11 protein-coding genes and 1 tRNA gene are annotated in these 18,914 nt (G+C 73.7%); 1 reads left to right on the top strand and 11 read right to left on the bottom strand.

The window, feature by feature from the left end:
* Position 1: 1 nt before the first annotated feature.
* From EF918_RS19245 to bldG, 11 genes are all read right to left on the bottom strand, one after another.
* Positions 2-75: transfer RNA gene (locus tag EF918_RS19245), tRNA-Thr, on the bottom strand.
* A 91-nt stretch (positions 76-166) separates the two neighbouring features.
* On the bottom strand, positions 167-1,750 hold the full coding sequence (locus EF918_RS19250; protein WP_125647780.1) for an alpha/beta hydrolase: 1,584 nt from the start codon (positions 1,748-1,750) through the stop codon (positions 167-169).
* A 167-nt stretch (positions 1,751-1,917) separates the two neighbouring features.
* Positions 1,918-3,129: a DNA polymerase III subunit delta' gene (locus EF918_RS19255; protein ID WP_125647783.1), complete on the bottom strand. Its 1,212-nt coding sequence runs from the start codon at positions 3,127-3,129 to the stop codon at positions 1,918-1,920.
* Positions 3,130-3,305: 176 nt separating this feature from the next.
* Positions 3,306-6,818 (bottom strand): dTMP kinase, encoded by a 3,513-nt coding sequence (tmk, locus tag EF918_RS19260; RefSeq protein WP_125647785.1) that lies wholly within the window; start codon positions 6,816-6,818, stop codon positions 3,306-3,308.
* Positions 6,819-7,009: 191 nt separating this feature from the next.
* Positions 7,010-9,844: a type I DNA topoisomerase gene (topA, locus tag EF918_RS19265; RefSeq protein WP_125647788.1), complete on the bottom strand. Its 2,835-nt coding sequence runs from the start codon at positions 9,842-9,844 to the stop codon at positions 7,010-7,012.
* 256 nt (positions 9,845-10,100) lie between these two features.
* Positions 10,101-10,298: a hypothetical protein gene (locus EF918_RS19270; RefSeq protein WP_125647792.1), complete on the bottom strand. Its 198-nt coding sequence runs from the start codon at positions 10,296-10,298 to the stop codon at positions 10,101-10,103.
* A gap of 121 nt (positions 10,299-10,419) precedes the next feature.
* The gene (locus EF918_RS19275; RefSeq protein ID WP_125647795.1) at positions 10,420-11,943 is read right to left on the bottom strand and encodes a methyltransferase; all 1,524 of its coding nucleotides are present in this window, start codon (positions 11,941-11,943) and stop codon (positions 10,420-10,422) included.
* A 142-nt stretch (positions 11,944-12,085) separates the two neighbouring features.
* Positions 12,086-12,649, bottom strand: a complete 564-nt coding sequence (locus tag EF918_RS19280) for a small secreted protein (RefSeq protein ID WP_125647798.1) — start codon at positions 12,647-12,649, stop codon at positions 12,086-12,088.
* A gap of 130 nt (positions 12,650-12,779) precedes the next feature.
* Positions 12,780-15,164 (bottom strand): sodium-translocating pyrophosphatase, encoded by a 2,385-nt coding sequence (locus tag EF918_RS19285; protein WP_125647801.1) that lies wholly within the window; start codon positions 15,162-15,164, stop codon positions 12,780-12,782.
* Positions 15,165-15,411: 247 nt separating this feature from the next.
* Positions 15,412-15,852 (bottom strand): ATP-binding protein, encoded by a 441-nt coding sequence (locus EF918_RS19290; RefSeq protein ID WP_125647804.1) that lies wholly within the window; start codon positions 15,850-15,852, stop codon positions 15,412-15,414.
* An 86-nt stretch (positions 15,853-15,938) separates the two neighbouring features.
* On the bottom strand, positions 15,939-16,280 hold the full coding sequence (gene bldG, locus EF918_RS19295; RefSeq protein ID WP_125647807.1) for an anti-sigma factor antagonist BldG: 342 nt from the start codon (positions 16,278-16,280) through the stop codon (positions 15,939-15,941).
* An 81-nt stretch (positions 16,281-16,361) separates the two neighbouring features.
* Here bldG and EF918_RS19300 point away from each other — a divergent pair, with 81 nt between their 5' ends.
* Positions 16,362-18,821: a DEAD/DEAH box helicase gene (locus EF918_RS19300; protein ID WP_125647809.1), complete on the top strand. Its 2,460-nt coding sequence runs from the start codon at positions 16,362-16,364 to the stop codon at positions 18,819-18,821.
* Positions 18,822-18,914: the final 93 nt, after the last annotated feature.

Here is an 18,914-nt window from a genome sequence, read left to right on the forward strand (position 1 = left end):
GAGCCGCCTTCGGGATTCGAACCCGAGACCTACGCATTACGAGTGCGTTGCTCTGGCCAACTGAGCTAAGGCGGCATGCTGGGGTGAGGATCTTCCTGGGGAAGGCTCTCATCTGCAGCGGCGCTAAGTCTACAGGGTTGATTCGGGTGCCCCGAACCACGGGGGGTCAGGTGGTGGTGGGGCGGCAGTGCTGGTCGGGCTTGGGTGGGGTGCCGTCCAGGAGGTAGCGGTTGATCGCCGTGTCGATGCAGTCGCTGCCGCGGCCGTACGCCGTGTGGCCGTCGCCCTCGTACGTCAGCAGGACGCCCGAGCGGAGCTGGGCCGCCAGGGAGCGGGCCCACTGGTAGGGGGTGGCCGGGTCGCGGGTGGTGCCGACGACGACGATCGGCGGGGCGCCCTCGGCGGTCAGGGGGCGGGCCGAGCCGGTGGCCTTGACCGGCCAGTACGTGCAGTTCAGGGCCGCCCAGGCGAGGCCCGTGCCGAAGACCGGAGAGGCCTTCTCGAACGAGGGCAGGGCCGAGTCCACCGCCTCGGGGCCGCTGAAGGCGGGCGGCTGGTCCAGGCAGTTCACGGCGGCGTTGGCGTACATGAGGTTGGCGTACTTGCCGTCCGGCTCGCGCTCGTAGTAGCTGTCGGCGAGCGCCAGCAGCCCGGCGCCGTCCCCGTCCATGGCCTGGGCGAGGGCCTCGCGGAGCTGGGGCCAGGCCGTCTCGTCGTAGAGGGCCGCGATCACGCCCGTGGTGGCCAGGGCCTCGCCCAGCGGGCGCTGGGGGTCGCCGGACGGGACCGGGGTCGCGTCCAGCTTGCGGAAGAAGTCCTTCAGGCGGGCGGCCACCTGGTCCGGGCCGCCGCGCCCCAGGGGGCAGTCCGACTGCGCGGCGCAGTTCGTGGCGAAGGCGCGGAAGGCCGTCTCGAAGCCGGCCGTCTGGTCCCGGTTGAGGTCCAGGGCCGACCGGGTGGGGTCCATGGCCCCGTCCAGCACCAGGCGCCCGACCCGGCCCGGGAACAGGTCCGCGTACGTGGCCCCGAGGAAGGTGCCGTACGAGGCACCGACGTACGTCAGCTTCTGGTCGCCCAGCACGGCTCGCAGCACGTCCAGGTCGCGGGCGGCGTCCACGGTCGAGACGTGCGGCAGGATCCGGCGGGAGCGCTCCTCGCAGCCCTGCGCGAACGTCTTGAACGCCGCCACCAGCCGCGCCCGCTCCGCCGCGTCGTCGGGGGTCTGGTCGACCTGCGTGTACGCGTCCATGGCCGGCCCGGTCAGGCACTCCACCGGGCTGCTGCGGGCCACGCCGCGCGGGTCGAGGGAGACCATGTCGTACCGGGCGCGGACCGGCGCCGGGTAGCCGATGCCGGCGTACGCCTGGAGGTAGCCGATGCCGGAGCCGCCCGGGCCTCCGGGGTTGACCACGAGCGAACCGAGCCGCTTGCCCGGACCGGTCGCCTTCTTGCGGGCCACCGCGAGCTCGACGTCCTGGCCGTCACCGGGCTTGTCGTAGTCCAGCGGCGCCTTCATCGTGGCGCACTGGAACCCGGCCACACCGCAGTCGCGCCAGGCGAGCTTCTGCTCGTAGTACGGGCGCAGCGCGGCCGGGACCGCGGGCGGCCCGGCCGTGGCCGCCGCGGAGCGGCTTCCCGGGGCGGACGTGGCCGCGCGGGGGTCGGCGCTGCCCGTCGTGCACCCGGAGACCAGCAGGCCGGCGGCTGCGAGCACGGTCCCGGTCGTACGCAACAGGCGACTGGTGTCCATCCGGGCAGCCTATGTCCTGGTCCGGGAACGCGCCGCCCGTGCGCCTCCCCGCCGCCGGGCCTCCCGCGGCCCCTCGCCGGGTGCTCCGTCCCCGGTCCCCCGCCGCCGCCCCCGTACGACCGTGGCCGGGCCGGAACGCCCCGGGACCACCCGTACGAGCGAAGGCGTCAACCCGCGCGCAGGGCCATGGTCATTGCCTCCACGGCGAGCAGGGGCGCCACGTTACGGTCGAGGGCCTGGCGGCAGGCGATGATCGCCTCGATCCGGCGCAGGGTCCGCTCGGGGCCCCCGGAGCGGGCCATCCGGTCGAGGTCGCCGCGCAGGTCCTCGTTGGCGATGGCGGTGGTGGAGCCCAGCTGGAGGGCCAGGACGTCGCGGTAGAAGCCGGTCAGGTCGGTCAGGGCCAGGTCGAGGCTGTCGCGCTGGGTGCGGGTGCGGCGGCGCTTCTGCTTGTCCTCCAGCTCCTTCATCACCCCGGCCGTGCCGCGCGGCATCCGCCCGCCCGTGCCGGCGGCCGCGCCGAGGGCGGCGCGCAACTCCTCCGTCTCCTTGACGTCCACCTCCTCGGCCATCTGCTTGGCGTCCTCGGCGGCGGCGTCGACCAGCTCCTGCGCCGCCTTCAGGCAGCCGCCCACGTCGTCCACCCGCAGCGGCAGCTTCAGCACGGCGGCGCGCCGGGCCCGGGCCCGCTCGTCCGTGGCGAGCCGGCGGGCCCGGTCGATGTGCCCCTGGGTGGCCCGGGCCGCGGCGGCGGCCGCGGCCGGCTCGATGCCGTCCCGGCGGACCAGGACCTCGGCGACGGCGGCCACGGGCGGGGTGCGCAGGCTCAGGTGCCGGCAGCGGGAGCGGATGGTGGGCAGCACGTCCTCCAGGGAGGGCGCGCAGAGCAGCCAGACCGTGCGGGGGGCGGGCTCCTCCACGGCCTTGAGCAGGACGTTGCCCGCGCCCTCGGTCAGGCGGTCGGCGTCCTCCAGGACGATGACCTGCCAGCGGCCGACGGCCGGGGAGAGCTGGGCGCGGCGGACCAGCTCGCGGGTCTCCTTCACGCCGATGGACAGCAGGTCCGTACGGACGATCTCCACGTCGGCGTGCGTGCCGACCATGGTGGTGTGGCAGCCGTCGCAGAACCCGCAGCCCGGGTCGGCGCCGAGCTTGCGGTCCGGGCTGGTGCACTGCAGGGCGGCGGCGAAGGCCCGGGCGGCGGTCTCCCGGCCCGAGCCGGGCGGTCCGGTGAACAGCCACGCGTGGGTCATCTTCGAGGCGGCCGGCGCCTCCCCGCCGGTCTCGGCCGCCGTGACCAGCGCGTCGGCGTCGCGCGCGGCGGCGGCCAGCTGCGTCTGTACGCGCTCCTGGCCCACCAGGTCGTCCCATACGGGCATGCCGCCCACCGCCTTCCGTTCCCCGTGCCGACGCTCACCATTGTGGCCCGTACCGCCGACAGCCCCGCCCGGTCGTCCACAGGCGGGGCTGTTCGTCGTACCGGTCGTGTCTGTGGTGCCGGTCGTGTCTGTCGTGCCGGTCGCGTCGGTGGTGCCGGTCGCGTCGGTGGTCGCCGTCAGCGGCGCCGACGGCGGCGGCCGTCGTCGTCCTCGTCGGGACCGAGGTCGTCCCGGCGGGGGCCGAGCAGTTCGTCCGCCAGGGTCGGCAGGTCGTCCAGCGGGGTCTCCTCCGCCCAGTCCGGCCGGTGCCGCGGGCGGCCCGCGTCGTCGAGCACGGGCAGCTCACGGGTGGCCTCGTCGCCGGTGCCGGACCGGCCCGGCGCCGGGTCGCGGAAGATGCCGGGCGGCACCCGGTCGGCCGGGTCCTCGTCCGGCCGCCGGGCCGTCGGCCGGGTGGCCTGCGGCGGCGCCGACGGGCGCGGGGCCTCCGGGCCGTCCGGGCGTACGGGCGGCAGCACGGCCGTCTCGTCCGCCGGGCCTCCCGGTCGTACGGGCGGCAGCACGGCCGTCTCGTCCGCCGGGCCTCCCGGTCGTACGGGCGGCAGCACGGCGGTCTCGTCCGCCGGGCCTCCCGGTCGTACGGGCGGCAGCACGGCCGTCTCGTCGGCCGCGCCGGCCGGGGGGACCGGCGGCAGCACGGCCGTCGGGGCGCCGGGGTCCGCGGGCGGGGCTTGCGGGGCGTCCGACCCGGGGACCGGGATCTGCTGGGTGATCTCGTCCGGGGCGACCGCGGGCGCGACCACCGGGGTCTCCACCGTGACGGCGTCGTCCGGGTGCGGCTCCGCATCGGCCCAGCTCGGCACCGGCCGGCCGCCGCCCTCCGCCGCCACCGTCGCGTCCCGCGGCGGGACCGGGGGCTTGGTCAGATCGGCCTTGCGCCCGACAGCACCCGAGCCGCCATGGCCGCCCGAGGCGCCCGAGCCCCCCGGAGCCTCACCCGCAGCAGCGGACCGCCCGGCAGAACCCGCAGAATCCGACGAACCCGCAGGATCCCCAGGCGCCGAAGCCGCCGCCGCGGCCGCCGCCGAAGCCTCCGCCAGCCTGCGGGCCTCCTCCGCCTTCAGCAGGGCCTCCTCGGCCCGCCGCTGCTTCTCCCGGCGCCGTTCCTCGGCCTCGGCCCGCAGCCGGGCCTCCTCCTCGGCCTGCCGGCGCAGCCGCTCCTGCTCCGCCGCGCGCGCCTTCTCCTCGGCCTCCTGCCGCAGCCGCTCGGCCTCGGCGCGGGCCCGCGCCTCTTCCTCGGCGCGCAGCCGCTCCTCCTGCGCCCTGCGGGCGGCCTCCGCCTCCGCACGGAGCCGGGCGGCCTCCTCCTCGGCCTTGCGGCGCGCCTCCTCCTCGGCGCGCAGCCGCTCCTCCTCGGCCTTGCGTTCGGCGGCCAGCCGCTCCTCCTCGGCCTTGCGCGCGGCCTCTTCCTCGGCCTTGCGCCGGGCCTCCTCCTCGGCCTTGCGCCGGGCCTCGGCCTGCGCGGCGATCTCGGCCTCCGACAGCGGGAGCATCCGGTCCAGGCGGTGGCGTACGACGGTGGTGACGGACTCGGGGTCCTGGCCGGCGTCGACCACCAGGTAGCGGCCCGGGTCGGCGGCGGCCAGGGTCAGGAACCCGGACCGGACCCGCTGGTGGAACTCGACCGGCTCGGACTCCAGCCGGTCCGGCGCCTCGGTGAACCTCTCCCGCGCGGCCTCCGGGGAGACGTCGAGCAGCACGGTCAGGTGGGGCACCAGGCCGGTGGTGGCCCAGCGGTTGATACGGGCGATCTCGGTGGGCGACAGGTCGCGGCCGGCGCCCTGGTAGGCCACCGAGGAGTCGATGTAACGGTCGGAGATGACCACCGCGCCACGCTCCAGCGCCGGCCGGACCACGGTGTCCACGTGCTCGGCCCGGTCGGCGGCGTAGAGGAGGGCCTCGGCCCGGTTGGACAGGCCCGCCGAGGAGACGTCCAGGAGGATCGAGCGCAGCCGCTTGCCGACCGGGGTGGCCCCCGGCTCGCGCGTCACGACGACCTCGTGACCCTTGCCCCGTATCCAGTCGGCCAGCGCCTGCACCTGAGTGGACTTGCCGGCGCCGTCGCCGCCCTCCAGGGCGATGAAGAAGCCGGTGGTGGCGGGCGCCTGCACCGGCTCCCCGCCGCGCAGCGCCTCCCGCAGGTCGCGCCGCAGCGGTACGCCGGCCCGGTCGTCGGCCTTGGCCAGCACGATCACGGCGGCGGGCAGCAGCAGGGCGCCGACCAGCATCAGCGTGTACGCGGCGCCGCCGTGCGCGAACGACACCCCGTCGCCGCCGAGCCGGTGCGGTCCGATCAGCGCGGCGAGCACGGGCGCGGCCAGCGCACCGAGGGCGACGGCCACCCGGACGACGGCGTGCAGGTGCTCGGTGACCCGGGCCCGGCGGAACTCCTCGGTCTCCTGGTCCAGCAGGGTGTGCCCGGTGTTGGCCGCGACGCCCGCGGTGACCCCGGCGAGCAGCGACAGCAGGACCACGGTGGCGGTGTCCGGCACCAGCCCGGTGAGCAGCAGCGCGATCCCGGTCGCGGCCACGGCGAGGGCGAGCAGCCGGCGCCGGGACAGGGTGGGCAGCACCTTGCCGGCCTGGGTGGCGCGGATGCCGAGCCCGGTGCCGCCGCTGAGGGCGAGCACCAGCAGGGCGAACGTGACGGGGCCGCCGCCGAGGTCGTAGGCGTGCAGGACGCTCACGGCGACGGCGCCCGAGATCGCGCCGGCCACGGCCGCGCAGGCGAGCACGAGCAGCGGGATCGCCCCGGTGCGGCCGGTGTCGCCGGCGCCGTCCCCGGTCTTGGGCGCGCGCAGCCCCTCCAGCGGGGAGCGCGGCCGCGGGGTCTTGGTGGCGGGCAGCACCAGCGGCAGCAGCAGCGAGACGGAGGCCGCGAACAGTCCGGCGGCGACGTACGAGCCGAGCGCGGCCTGGTTGGCGGCGAACCAGTCGACGCCGAGGCCGAGCGCCTTGCCGACCAGCGTGGCCAGCAGCAGGACGCCGGCGGCGGCGGGCAGCGCGCCGAAGGAGGTCCGCAGGGTCAGCCGGCGCAGCGCGTCGAGGTGGTCGGGCAGCGGCCGTACGGTGGCGCCCTCCGGCGGCGGGGCGGGCAGCAGCGCGGGGGCCGCCGAGTCCTTGGCCAGGGTCCACAGCCGCTCGGCCGCACCGGAGAGGAAGACGGTGGCCAGCAGCACCACCAGGGCCTGGTCCGGCACCCAGTCGCCCCACAGCGGGGCGACGACGAACAGGCCGATCCGCAGCGCGTCCGCGCCGACCATGGTCCAGCGCCGGTCCAGCGGTCCGTCGGGGGCGGTGAGCTTGGTCAGCGGCCCCAGCAGCACGGCCCCGGTGAGCAGCGTGGCCAGGACGCGGACGCCGAACACGGTGGCCACGGCGAACGCCGCGCCCCGGTAGCCGCCGCCGAAGGCGCCGTCGAAGACCGCGGCCTGGAGTGCGAGCAGCACCAGGACCAGCAGGGCGAGGGCATCGCCGATGCCGCTGACCAGCTGGGCGCTCCACAGCCGGCGCAGCCGGGGGGTGCGCAGCAGGGCGCGCACCGCACGCTCGCGGGAGTCCGCGGCTAGGGCCTCGTCGTACGTGGGGTTCGCAGTGGTCACGACCGCCTGCTGCTCGGCTCGCGTCATCCGCCCAGCCTATCCGCTGGGACCGACGTGACGGAGGCCCGCGGTCCGCCTCCCCTCGGCACCCGGGCCCGCCTCCCCTGCGACACCGGGTCCGCCGCGGGGCACGGCGGTCCCGGTACGGCGCCGGCCCCGGCTCCGCGCACGGGTGCGTGCGCGGGGCCGGGGCCGGGGGGTGCCGGTGCAACCAGGCGTTACTCGTCCGAAGCGGCCGAGGCGGAGGCGGCCGGGGCGGCCGTCTTGGCGGCGGTCGTCTTCTTCGCGGTCGTCTTCTTGGCGGCGGTCGTCTTGGCGGCGGCGGTCTTCTTCGCGGCCGTCTTCTTCGCCGTGGTGGTCTTCTTCGCCGCGGTCTTCTTGGCGGGCGCCTTCTTGGCCGCCTTCTTCGCCGGACCCTTGGCCCGCTTCTCGGCGAGCAGCTCGTAGCCGCGCTCCGGCGTGATGGTCTCGACGTCGTCGTCGCGGCGCAGCGTCGCGTTGGTCTCGCCGTCCGTCACGTACGGGCCGAAGCGGCCGTCCTTGACGACGACGGGGCGCTCGCTGACCGGGTCGGTGCCCAGCTCCTTCAGCGGGGGCTTGGCCGCCGCCCGGCCGCGGACCTTCGGCTGGGCGTAGATGGCCAGGGCCTCGTCCAGCGTGATGGTGAAGAGCTGGTCCTCGGTCTCCAGGGAGCGCGAGTCGGTGCCCTTCTTCAGGTACGGGCCGTAGCGGCCGTTCTGCGCGGTGATCTCCACGCCCTCGGCGTCCGTGCCGACGGTCCGCGGCAGGGACATCAGCTTGAGCGCGTCGTCCAGCGTGACGGTGTCCAGCGACATGGTCTTGAAGAGCGAGGCGGTGCGCGGCTTGACCGCGTTCTTGCCGGTCTTCGGGGTGCCCTCGGGCAGGATCTCGGTGACGTACGGGCCGTAGCGGCCGTCCTTGGCCACGATCTCGTTGCCGCTGACGGGGTCCTTGCCGAGCGCGAACTCGCCGCTCGGGCGGGCGAACAGCTCCTGCGCGTACTCCACCGACAGCTCGTCCGGCGCGAGGTCGTCCGGGACGTCGGCGCGCTGGTGGCCCTCGGTGTCCTTCTCGCCGCGCTCGATGTACGGGCCGTAGCGGCCGACGCGCAGCACGATGCCGTCGCCGACCGGGAAGGAGGAGATCTCCCGGGCGTCGATCGCGCCGAGGTCGGTGACCAGCTCCTTCAGGCCGCCGAGCGCGTCGGCGTCGCCGCCGGCCTCACCGGCCGCCGCGTCCTCGGCACCGAAGTAGAAGCGCTTGAGCCACGGCACCGCCTGGGCCTCGCCGCGGGCGATGCGGTCGAGGTCGTCCTCCATCTTGGCGGTGAAGTCGTAGTCGACGAGCCGGCCGAAGTGCTTCTCCAGCAGGTTGACCACGGCGAAGGAGAGGAAGGACGGGACCAGCGCCGTGCCCTTCTTGAACACGTAGCCGCGGTCCAGGATCGTGCCGATGATCGACGCGTACGTCGACGGGCGGCCGATCTCACGCTCTTCGAGCTCCTTGACCAGCGAGGCCTCGGTGTAGCGGGCCGGCGGCTTGGTCGCGTGGCCGTCCGCGGTGATCTCCTCGGCGGTCAGCGCGTCGCCCTCGGCGACCTGCGGCAGGCGCCGCTCGCGGTCGTCGAGCTCGGCGTTCGGGTCGTCGGCGCCCTCGACGTAGGCCTTCATGAAGCCGTGGAAGGTGATCGTCTTGCCGGAGGCGGTGAACTCGGCGTCCCGGCCGTCGCTCGCCGTGCCGCCGATCCGGACGGTGACCGAGTTGCCGGTGGCGTCCTTCATCTGGGAGGCGACGGTCCGCTTCCAGATCAGCTCGTACAGCTTGAACTGGTCACCGGTCAGACCCGTCTCGGCGGGGGTGCGGAAACGATCACCCGAAGGCCGGATCGCCTCGTGCGCCTCCTGGGCGTTCTTGACCTTGCCCGCGTAGACGCGCGGCTGCGCCGGCAGGTAGTCGGCGCCGTAGAGCTGGGTGACCTGGGCGCGGGCGGCGGTGACGGCCGTGTCGGACAGCACCGTGGAGTCCGTACGCATGTAGGTGATGAAGCCGTTCTCGTACAGCTTCTGGGCCACCTGCATGGTGGCCTTCGCGCCGAAGCCGAGCTTGCGCGAGGCCTCCTGCTGGAGGGTGGTGGTGCGGAAGGGGGCGTACGGCGAGCGGCGGTACGGCTTGGACTCCACCGAACGGACGGCGAACGAGGAGTCGGCGAGCGCGGCGGCCAGGGCGCGGGCGTTCGCCTCGTCCAGGTGCAGCACGTCGCTCTTGAGCTGCCCGTTCGGGCCGAAGTCGCGGCCCTGGGCCACGCGCCGGCCGTCGACGGTGTTCAGCCGGGCGGCCAGGGAGGACGGGTCGGAGGCGTCACCGGCCCGGCCGGTGGCGAAGGTGCCGGTCAGGTCCCAGTACTCGGCGGAGCGGAACGCGATGCGCTCGCGCTCGCGCTCGACGACGAGGCGGGTGGCGACGGACTGGACGCGGCCGGCCGACAGCCGCGGCATGACCTTCTTCCACAGGACCGGCGAGACCTCGTAGCCGTAGAGGCGGTCGAGGATGCGGCGGGTCTCCTGGGCGTCGACCATGCGCTGGTTGAGCTGGCGCGGGTTGGCGACGGCGTCGCGGATGGCGTCCTTGGTGATCTCGTGGAAGACCATCCGGTGGACGGGGACCTTGGGCTTGAGCACTTCCTGCAGGTGCCACGCGATGGCTTCGCCCTCGCGGTCCTCATCGGTGGCGAGGAAGAGCTCGTCGGACTCGGCCAGCAGCTCCTTGAGCTTCTTGACCTGGGCCTTCTTGTCCGCGTTGACGACGTAGATCGGCTGGAAGTCGTGCTCGACGTCCACGCCGAGGCGGCGGACCTCGCCGGTGTACTTCTCGGGGACCTCGGCGGCGCCGTTCGGCAGGTCGCGGATGTGCCCGACGCTCGCCTCGACGACGTACCCCGGGCCCAGGTAGCCCTTGATCGTCTTCGCCTTGGCAGGGGACTCGACGATGACGAGTCGGCGGCCGCCCTTTGCGGTCTCGCTAGTCGGGGACAACTTGGCTCTTCTCTCCGGTCGGCACTCGGTCGCAGTACGGCGACGCTGCGGAGTGTGACGGTACAACCCGCCCCCGTGTCAAACGGCACAAGCCCGCAACGGCCACTCGAACGGTAACCCGACAAGTGCCCTCTCTGCCGCCCGGATGTCGCGCCGGTCCGTAGTCGATCACCGGGCCGGGTGGCGTAGGGGCCGTCTGGCCCCGCCTCGGCACCCCGGGCCGGCGGGGCCGAACCGGAATCCGCTCGGACCGTGATCAGATGCGGGTCAGGCACCAGGCGCCGAGGACCAGGGCGAGCCCGCCGGTCAGTACGGCCAGGGGTACGGCCACGGTCGGGCGCACGCCCTCGGCGACCGGCGCGTCCCGGGCCACCCGGGTGGCGGTCCAGGTCAGCACGGCGGCCCCGAACAGCAGGAACACCGTCGCCGCGAAGATCGCAGGTCCCGTCTCCATGCCGCTCCCCTTCCCCTCGGGCCGCGTGCCGAACCCCGGTGGGGGCTCCCCCCGGCCGTCGTGACCGGCTCCCCCGTGGCGCAGCGTTTCAGCCACAGGGGTACGGCGGGCGAACGGCGGGTTACATCACGGCCTCGCCGGCCGCGGGCTCCAGGAAACCCTGCTCGACCAGCAGCCGGATGGCCTCCGGCGTACGGTCGCGCAGCACGACCGGGTCCTCCTGGATGAGCTGGGCGATCGCGTCCAGGATCCGGCCCGCGGTCAGCGAGCCGTCGCAGACCCCGGCGAAGCCCGCCCCGACCGTGTCGACCTTGGTGGCGCGGCGCATGCCGCGGTGCTGCCGGAGCACCACGTGCTCGGGGTCCTCCGCGCCGGGCGCGCCGACCTGCTCCTGGACGACCTCGGCGACCAACCGGAACCGGCCCTCCAGCAGGGCGGCGTCGTCGTGCGCGCGCAGGAAGTCCTGGCGGGCGAAATGCGCCCGTACGGTCTCGCCGAGCGGCTGCTCGACCGGGTGCGGCCACTCCTCCACCACGACGGAGGGCTCCGCCGCGTCCGTGCGGCGCAGCGTGATCCAGCCGAATCCGACGGCCTTGGTCTTACGCGCCTCGAACTCCTCCAGCCAGGCCGCGTAGTGCTCGGCGTACACCTCCGGGTCGGTGCGGTGGTCCCCGGCGTCGCGCAGCCACAGCTCGGCGTACTGGGTGACGTCCTGCACCTCGCGCTGCACGATCCAGGCGTCGCAGCCCTGCGGCACCCAGGAGCGGAGCCGGTCCTTCCAGTCCTCGCCTTCCACGTGCTGCCAGTTCGCCAGGAACTGCGCGTACCCCCCGGGGTTGAGGTGCTGCCCGGCCTGCTGGACCAGCGTGCGGCACAGGTCGTCGCCGCCCATGCCGCCGTCCCGGTACGTCAGCCGGGCGGCCGGGGAGATCACGAAGGGCGGGTTGGAGACGATCAGGTCGTACGTGGCGTCGCCCACCGGCTCGAACAAGGAGCCGGTGAGCAGCTCCGCCTCGGGTGCGCCGGACAGCGCCAGGGTCAACCGGGTGAATTCCAGTGCCCTCGGGTTGACGTCGGTGGCGGTCACCCGGGTGGCGTGCTGGGCGGCGTGGAGCGCCTGGATGCCGGAACCGGTGCCCAGATCGAGGGCCGAGCCGACCGGGGTGCGGACGGTGATCCCGGCCAGCGTCGTGGAGGCCCCGCCGACCCCGAGCACCACCCCTTCGTCCCGGCTGCCGATCCCACCGGCCCCGCCGACGGCGCAGCCGAGGTCCGAGACGATGAACCAGTCCTCGCCGTCGGGGCCGCCGTACGGGCGGACGTCGACGGTGGCGCGCACCTCGTCGCCCTCCCGGCGCAGCCAGCCGTCGGCGAGCGCCTGCTCCACGGGCAGCACGGCCGGCTCCGCGACCAGGGCGTCGTACGGCACGGGCCGCTGGAGCAGGAACAGCCGGACCAGCAGCGCCAGCGGGCCGTCCTCGCGGGTGGCGCGCAGGGCGGGGACGGTCTCGCTGCGGGCCAGGGCGGCGTACGCGGGGGCGCCGAGCAGGTCGAGCAGGCCGTCGGCGGTGAAGCCGGCGGCGAGCAGGGCGGCGCGGAACCCGGCGGCGTGGTCGGGCGAGGGGAGGCGGGTGCTGGTACTCACCCGACCATTGTGTCCGCTGGCACCGGCGATGCGTACGACACGGCCGGGCCCCTGTGGAAAACCCGGCCGGTGCTCCCACGCGGCCGGGCCGACGGTACCGCCGTGCGGCCGAGACGGCCGGGTCCCCGGTACCGCCGTGCCGTCAGCTCTTGCTGGGCGCCGGCACCGTCATCTGGCAGCCCTTCTGGGCGTTCATCGCCTGGGACACACCACCGGACTTGAGCTTCTCGCTGGCTTCCTCGGCGCCCTTGGCCGCTTCCTTCAGGCCCTCCGCGACCGGCTTGAGGTCGTCGGCGAACTTGCGCTGGTCCTTGGGGTCGAGCGCGTCCATCTTCGCCTTGAGCTCGGCGTACGCCTTGGCGCTGGAGTTGAAGCCGTCGGCGGCGGCCTTCTGGGTGGCCTCGCCGTTCTTCACGGGCGGTGCCCCCGCCTGGGTGAGGGTCTGGGCCAGCGACTTGTAGGCGTCCGAGATCTGCTGGAACGCCGCCGAATCGGTCTTCTGCACGTCCTCGGACTTGGTGTCCGCCGTCGAGACGCGCTTGATCTCGGCGTTGGCTTCCTCGATCTTCTTGAGGTTCGGCTGCCAGCCGTCGCAGACCTTCTTGGCCCATGCGTCGGTCTTGTTGTCGCCGTCGTCACCGCAGCCGGACAGGACGAGCATCAGCACCGCACAGCATGAGGCTGCGGCCGCAAGCTTCTTGTTCACCGGATTGGTCCCTTCCAAGGCTCTCGGCCGGAACATACACGCCCCACGTCGGAGCGCGCAGAAAGGCGGACTGACGACGCGTCGGTTGCGCGCCGTCAGTCCGCCTTTCGCCGTATCCGTGATCCGGTGGTCAGGAGACCGCGGTGGCGGGGTCCGGCTGCTGGGCGACGCGCTCGGCGGCGCCGTCGCTCCCGGAGTCCTCACCGACCGCGATGCCGCGCTTCTTCGACACGTAGACCGCGACGACGATGACGCCGATCGCCAGGGCCGCCACGATCCCGCGGACCAGGGGGCTGGCCTGGTCGCCGTAGCTGAACTGGACGACGGCCGGGGCGATCAGCAGCGCCACCAGGTTCATGACCTTCAGCAGCGGGTTGATGGCCGGGCCCGCGGTGTCCTTGAACGGGTCGCCGACCGTGTCGCCGATGACGGTCGCGGCGTGGGCCTCGCTGCCCTTGCCGCCGTGGTGGCCGTCCTCGACGAGCTTCTTGGCGTTGTCCCAGGCGCCGCCGGAGTTGGCGAGGAAGACCGCCATCAGGGTGCCGCAGCCGATGGCGCCGGCCAGGTACGAGCCGAGGGCGCCGACGCCCAGGGTGAAGCCGACGGCGATGGGCGCCATCACGGCGAGCAGACCGGGCGTGGCCAGCTCGCGCAGGGCGTCCTTGGTGCAGATGTCGACGACGCGCCCGTACTCGGGCTTCTCCGAGTAGTCCATGATCCCGGGGTGCTCGCGGAACTGGCGGCGCACCTCGTAGACCACCGCGCCGGCCGAGCGGGAGACGGCGTTGATGGCGAGGCCGGAGAAGAGGAAGACCACGGCCGCGCCGAGGATCAGGCCGACCAGGTTGTTGGGCTGGCCGATGTCCAGGCTCAGGCTGAGCTCGCCGGCCTTGGCGCCGACGTCCTTGATGGCTCCGGCGATCGCGTCGCTGTACGAGCCGAACAGTGCGGCGGCGGCGAGCACGGCGGTGGCGATGGCGATGCCCTTGGTGATGGCCTTGGTGGTGTTGCCGACGGCGTCGAGGTCGGTGAGGACCTGGGCGCCGGAGCCCTCGACGTCGCCGGACATCTCGGCGATGCCCTGGGCGTTGTCGGAGACCGGACCGAAGGTGTCCATGGCGACGATGACGCCGACGGTGGTCAGCAGGCCGGTGCCGGCGAGGGCGACGGCGAACAGCGCCAGCATGATGGAGGTGCCGCCGAGGAGGAACGCGCCGTAGACGCCGAGGCCGATGAGCAGCGCCGTGTAGACGGCGGACTCCAGGCCCACGGAGATGCCGGCGAGGACCACGGTGGCGGGGCCGGTCAGCGAGGACTTGCCGATGTCCCGGACGGGACGCCGGCTGGTCTCGGTGAAGTAGCCGGTCAGCTGCTGGATGAGGGCCGCGAGCACGATGCCGATGGCGACGGCCACCAGGGCGAGGATCCGCGGGTCGCCGGTGTGGTTGGTGATGGCGGCGTTCTCGACGCCGACCAGCTCCTTGTAGGTGGCCGGCAGGTAGGCGAAGACGGCGATCGCCACCAGGACCAGGGAGATCACGGCGGAGATGAAGAAGCCGCGGTTGATGGCGGTCATCCCGCTGCGGTCGCTGCGGCGCGGGGAGACGGCGAAGATGCCGATCATCGCGGTGACCACGCCGATGGCGGGGACGATCAGCGGGAAGGCCAGGCCCAGGTCGCCGAACGCGGCCTTGCCGAGGATGAGCGCGGCCACGAGGGTGACGGCGTAGGACTCGAAGAGGTCGGCCGCCATGCCCGCACAGTCGCCGACGTTGTCGCCCACATTGTCGGCGATGGTCGCGGCATTGCGCGGATCGTCCTCCGGAATGCCCTGCTCGACCTTGCCGACCAGGTCGGCGCCGACGTCGGCGGCCTTCGTGAAGATGCCGCCGCCCACGCGCATGAACATGGCGATCAGGGCGGCACCGAGGCCGAAGCCCTCCAGCACCTTGGGGGCGTCGGCGGCGTAGACGAGCACGACGCAGGAGGCGCCGAGCAGACCGAGGCCGACCGTGAACATGCCGACGACACCGCCGGTGCGGAAGGCGATCCGCATGGCCTTGTGGGAGACCTCGGTCAGGTCCTTGGCGGGCTCGCCCTCGCCGGGGGTGGCCTCGCGGGCGGCGGCGGCGACGCGGACGTTGGCGCGGACCGCCAGGCGCATGCCGACGTAGCCGGTGACGGCCGAGAAGATCGCGCCGACCAGGAAGAAGGCGGAACGTCCCGCCCGCTGGGTCCAGGTGTCGGCGGGGAGCAGGAAGAGCAGGAAGAAGACCACCACGGCGAAGATGCCGAGGGTGCGCAACTGGCGGCCCAGGTAGGCGTTGGCGCCCTCCTGGACGGCGGCGGCGATCCGCTTCATGGATTCGGTGCCCTCGTCGGCGGCGAGCACCTGGCGGACCAGGATCTGCGCGACGACGAGTGCGGCTACGGCGACCGCCGCGATGACGATCACGATGAGCCGATTGTCATCGGTGAGTACCGCACCGGCTGTTGGGGTGAAGAGCCCCGTCATTCGTCCTCCTTGACGTGATGAGCTCAAAGATGTGGACGGATTGTAGGGAGCGACACCTGATCAAAACAGGGTGCCGGAAACGGAATTGGCCTGCTGTTGCTCCTCAGCAAAAGATCGCGTCACTCCATTACCCTCGAAAGCGGTAATGGGGCAAACGCATTGACGGGCGCTCAATGGATCTACGGACATGAAAAAGGCCCTGCTCAGCAGGGCCTTTGAAAAAGAATCGGAAGATGGGATTAAAGATCTAGGGGGCCTCGGTGACGGCGGGGGTGGGCCAGCTCATGCGGATGACACCGCCCGATTCACCACTGGTCACCTCGACGTCGTCGACCAGCCCGCTGATGACGGCGAGGCCCATCTCGTCCTCGCCGTCGACGTCCGGGTCGAGGGCGGCGGCCATGCCCGGAACGGTCTCGCCGTCGCTGCCGGGCGGCCCGGGGACGCCGTCGCCGACCTCGATGGAGAACACCTTCTCCTCCTCGGTCAGCACGACCCGGACCGGATCGGTCAGGCCGTGGCTGCGGTGCAGCCCGACGGCGCGCGAACAGGCCTCGCCGACGGCGAGCCTGACCTCGTCGAGCACAGCCTCCTCCACACCGGCCCGGCGCGCCACGGCGGCCGCGACCAGGCGGGCCGTGCGGACGTGTTCGGGCTGGGCGCTGAAGCGGAGTTCAACGGTGGCCATGCGCGTCCCCCTCGGACTACAGGCGTGCCTTTGGGGGGCCCGGGCCCGATCCCGGCCCGGTGCCCCGCTCCTTCTTCCGGGAGCCGTCAGTCGGTGGCCGCGACGGCGTCGTCCACCGTCGTGTGGATCGGGAACACCTTGGTGAGGCCGGTGATACGGAAGATCTTCAGGATGCGCTCCTGGTTGCACACCAGGCGCAGCGACCCCTCGTGTGCGCGGACCCGCTTCAGCCCGCCCACCAGCACACCGAGGCCGGTGGAGTCGAGGAAGTCCACCCGCTCCATGTCGACGACCAGGTGGTAGCTGCCGTCGTTCACCAACTCGACCAACTGCTCGCGCAGCTTCGGCGCGGTATACACATCAATCTCGCCACCGACCTCGACGACCGTACGGTCGCCGACAGTGCGAGTCGACAGGGACAGGTCCACGGATCCTCCAGCACCTTGCTATCGAGCGGCGCCCCCCAGGGGCCTCCCCACCCGAAGGTAGAGGAGGGATTGGCTGCCGCGATGGCATTCAATCACTTACCGACAGGCGCGCACGACGCCTTCTGTCCATTGTCCCCGACCGCGGTGACACACTCGGTTCCAATGGCCAACACTCAGCGTCCCGGTCACCACAAGGTGCCCGCGGACTCACGACCCACCCCCGGCACGGTCCTGGACCAGCTGTCACGGGGGCCGTCCCGGTCTGCGCGCATCACCCATACGGAGCACTTGCCCCCTCGGGCGGGTCGTCATGCAGTCTGGCCCGACCGCATCCGTACGGATGTGATCGCAGCCATCCAGGCCTGCGGGATCGAACACCCGTGGGAACACCAGGCCAGGGCCGCCGAGCACGCCCTGGACGGCGAGTCGGTGGTCGTGGCCACCGGAACCGCCTCGGGCAAGTCGCTGGCCTACCTCGCCCCCGTGCTGACCGCCCTCGCCGACGGCGCGGCGGCCCCCAACGGCAGGGGCGCGACCGCGCTGTACCTGGCGCCCACCAAGGCACTGGCCGCCGACCAGCGCCGGGCCGTGCGGGAGCTGGCCGCCCCGCTGGGCACGGCCGTACGCCCCGCCGTCTACGACGGGGACACCCCGGTCGAGGAACGCGAGTGGGTCCGCCAGTACGCCAACTACGTGCTCACCAATCCCGACATGCTGCACCGCGGGATACTCCCGGCCCACCCGCGCTGGTCCTCCTTCCTGCGCGCCCTGCGCTACGTGGTCGTCGACGAGTGCCACACCTATCGCGGCGTCTTCGGCTCGCACGTCGCCCAGGTGCTGCGCCGGCTACGGCGGCTGTGCGCCCGCTACGGCGCCGAACCCGTCTTCCTGCTGGCCTCGGCCACCGCGAGCGATCCCGCGGCCGCTGCCGCCCGGCTGACGGGCGTACCCGTCACCGAGGTCGTGGACGACGCCTCGCCCCGCGGTGAGGTGGTCTTCGCCCTCTGGGAGCCGCCGCTGACCGAGCTGCACGGTGAGCGCGGCGCGCCGGTGCGCCGTACCGCCACGGCCGAGACCGCCGACCTGCTGACCGACCTGGTCGTCCAGGGCGTCCGTACGGTCGCCTTCGTCCGCTCCCGGCGGGGCGCGGAGCTGATCGCCCTGATCGCCCAGGAGCGGCTGGCAGCCGTGGACCGGTCCCTGCCCGGGCGGGTCGCGGCCTACCGGGGCGGCTATCTGCCCGAGGAGCGCCGGGCCCTGGAGCGGGCCCTGCACTCCGGGGACCTCCTGGGCCTGGCGGCGACCACCGCCCTGGAGCTCGGCGTGGACGTGTCGGGCCTGGACGCCGTCCTGATCGCCGGCTATCCGGGCACCCGGGCCTCCCTGTGGCAGCAGGCCGGCCGGGCGGGCCGCGGCGGCCAGGGCGCCCTGGCCGTGCTGGTGGCCCGCGACGACCCGCTGGACACCTATCTGGTCCACCACCCCGAGGCCCTCTTCCGGCGGCCCGTGGAGGCCACGGTCCTGGACCCGGACAACCCCTACGTCCTGGCCCCGCACCTGTGCGCGGCCGCCGCCGAGCTGCCGCTGACCGAGGCCGACCTGCCGCTGTTCGGCCCGGCCGCCCCGGGACTGCTGCCCCAGCTCGAAGCCGCCAGGCTGCTGCGCCGCCGGACCAGCGCCTGGCACTGGACCCGCCGGGAGCGGGCCGCGGACCTCGCCGACATCCGGGGCGGCGGCGGCCGGCCCGTGCAGATCGTCGAGGCCGCCACCGGCCGGCTGCTGGGCACCGTGGAGGAGTCGGCCGCCCACACCGCCGTCCACGACGGGGCCGTCCACCTCCACCAGGGCCGCACCTATCTCGTCCAGCGGCTGGACCTCGACGATCCGCACGGTCCCGTGGCGCTGGTGGAGCAGGCGGACCCGCCGTTCTCCACCACCGCCCGCGACACCACCTCCGTCTCCGTCCTGGAGACCGACACCGAGATCGCCTGGGGGCCGGCCCGGCTGTGCTTCGGCTCCGTGGAGGTCACCAACCAGGTGGTCTCCTACCTGCGCCGCAAGCTGATCACCGGCGAGGTGCTGGGCGAGGCCAAGCTGGACCTGCCGCCGCGCACCCTGCGCACCCGGGCCGTGTGGTGGACGGTCACCGAGGACCAGCTCGACGAGGCCGGGATCCACCCGGAGATCCTCGGCGGCGCGCTGCACGCCGCCGAGCACGCCTCCATCGGCCTGCTGCCGCTCTTCGCCACCTGCGACCGCTGGGACATCGGCGGCGTGTCCGTACCGCTGCACCCGGACACCCTCCTGCCGACGGTCTTCGTCTACGACGGCCACCCGGGCGGGGCCGGCTTCGCCGAGCGGGCCTTCCGCACGGCGAAACCCTGGCTGACCGCGACCCGGGACGCCATCGCCGCCTGCGAGTGCGAGGCCGGCTGTCCGTCCTGCATCCAGTCGCCCAAGTGCGGCAACGGCAACGACCCGCTCCACAAGCGCGGCGCCGTACGCCTCCTCACCCGGCTCCTGTCCGGGGCCCCGGACTAGCCCCCGGAGGGTCGTCCCGGTCCCGGCCGGGCCCGGGCCCGTGCCGGGACCGGGGCCGGGGCCGGGGCCGGGGCCGGAGCCCGAGCCGGGGCC

This window comes from Streptomyces sp. WAC06614, from assembly GCF_003949795.1.
GTDB lineage: Bacteria > Actinomycetota > Actinomycetes > Streptomycetales > Streptomycetaceae > Streptomyces.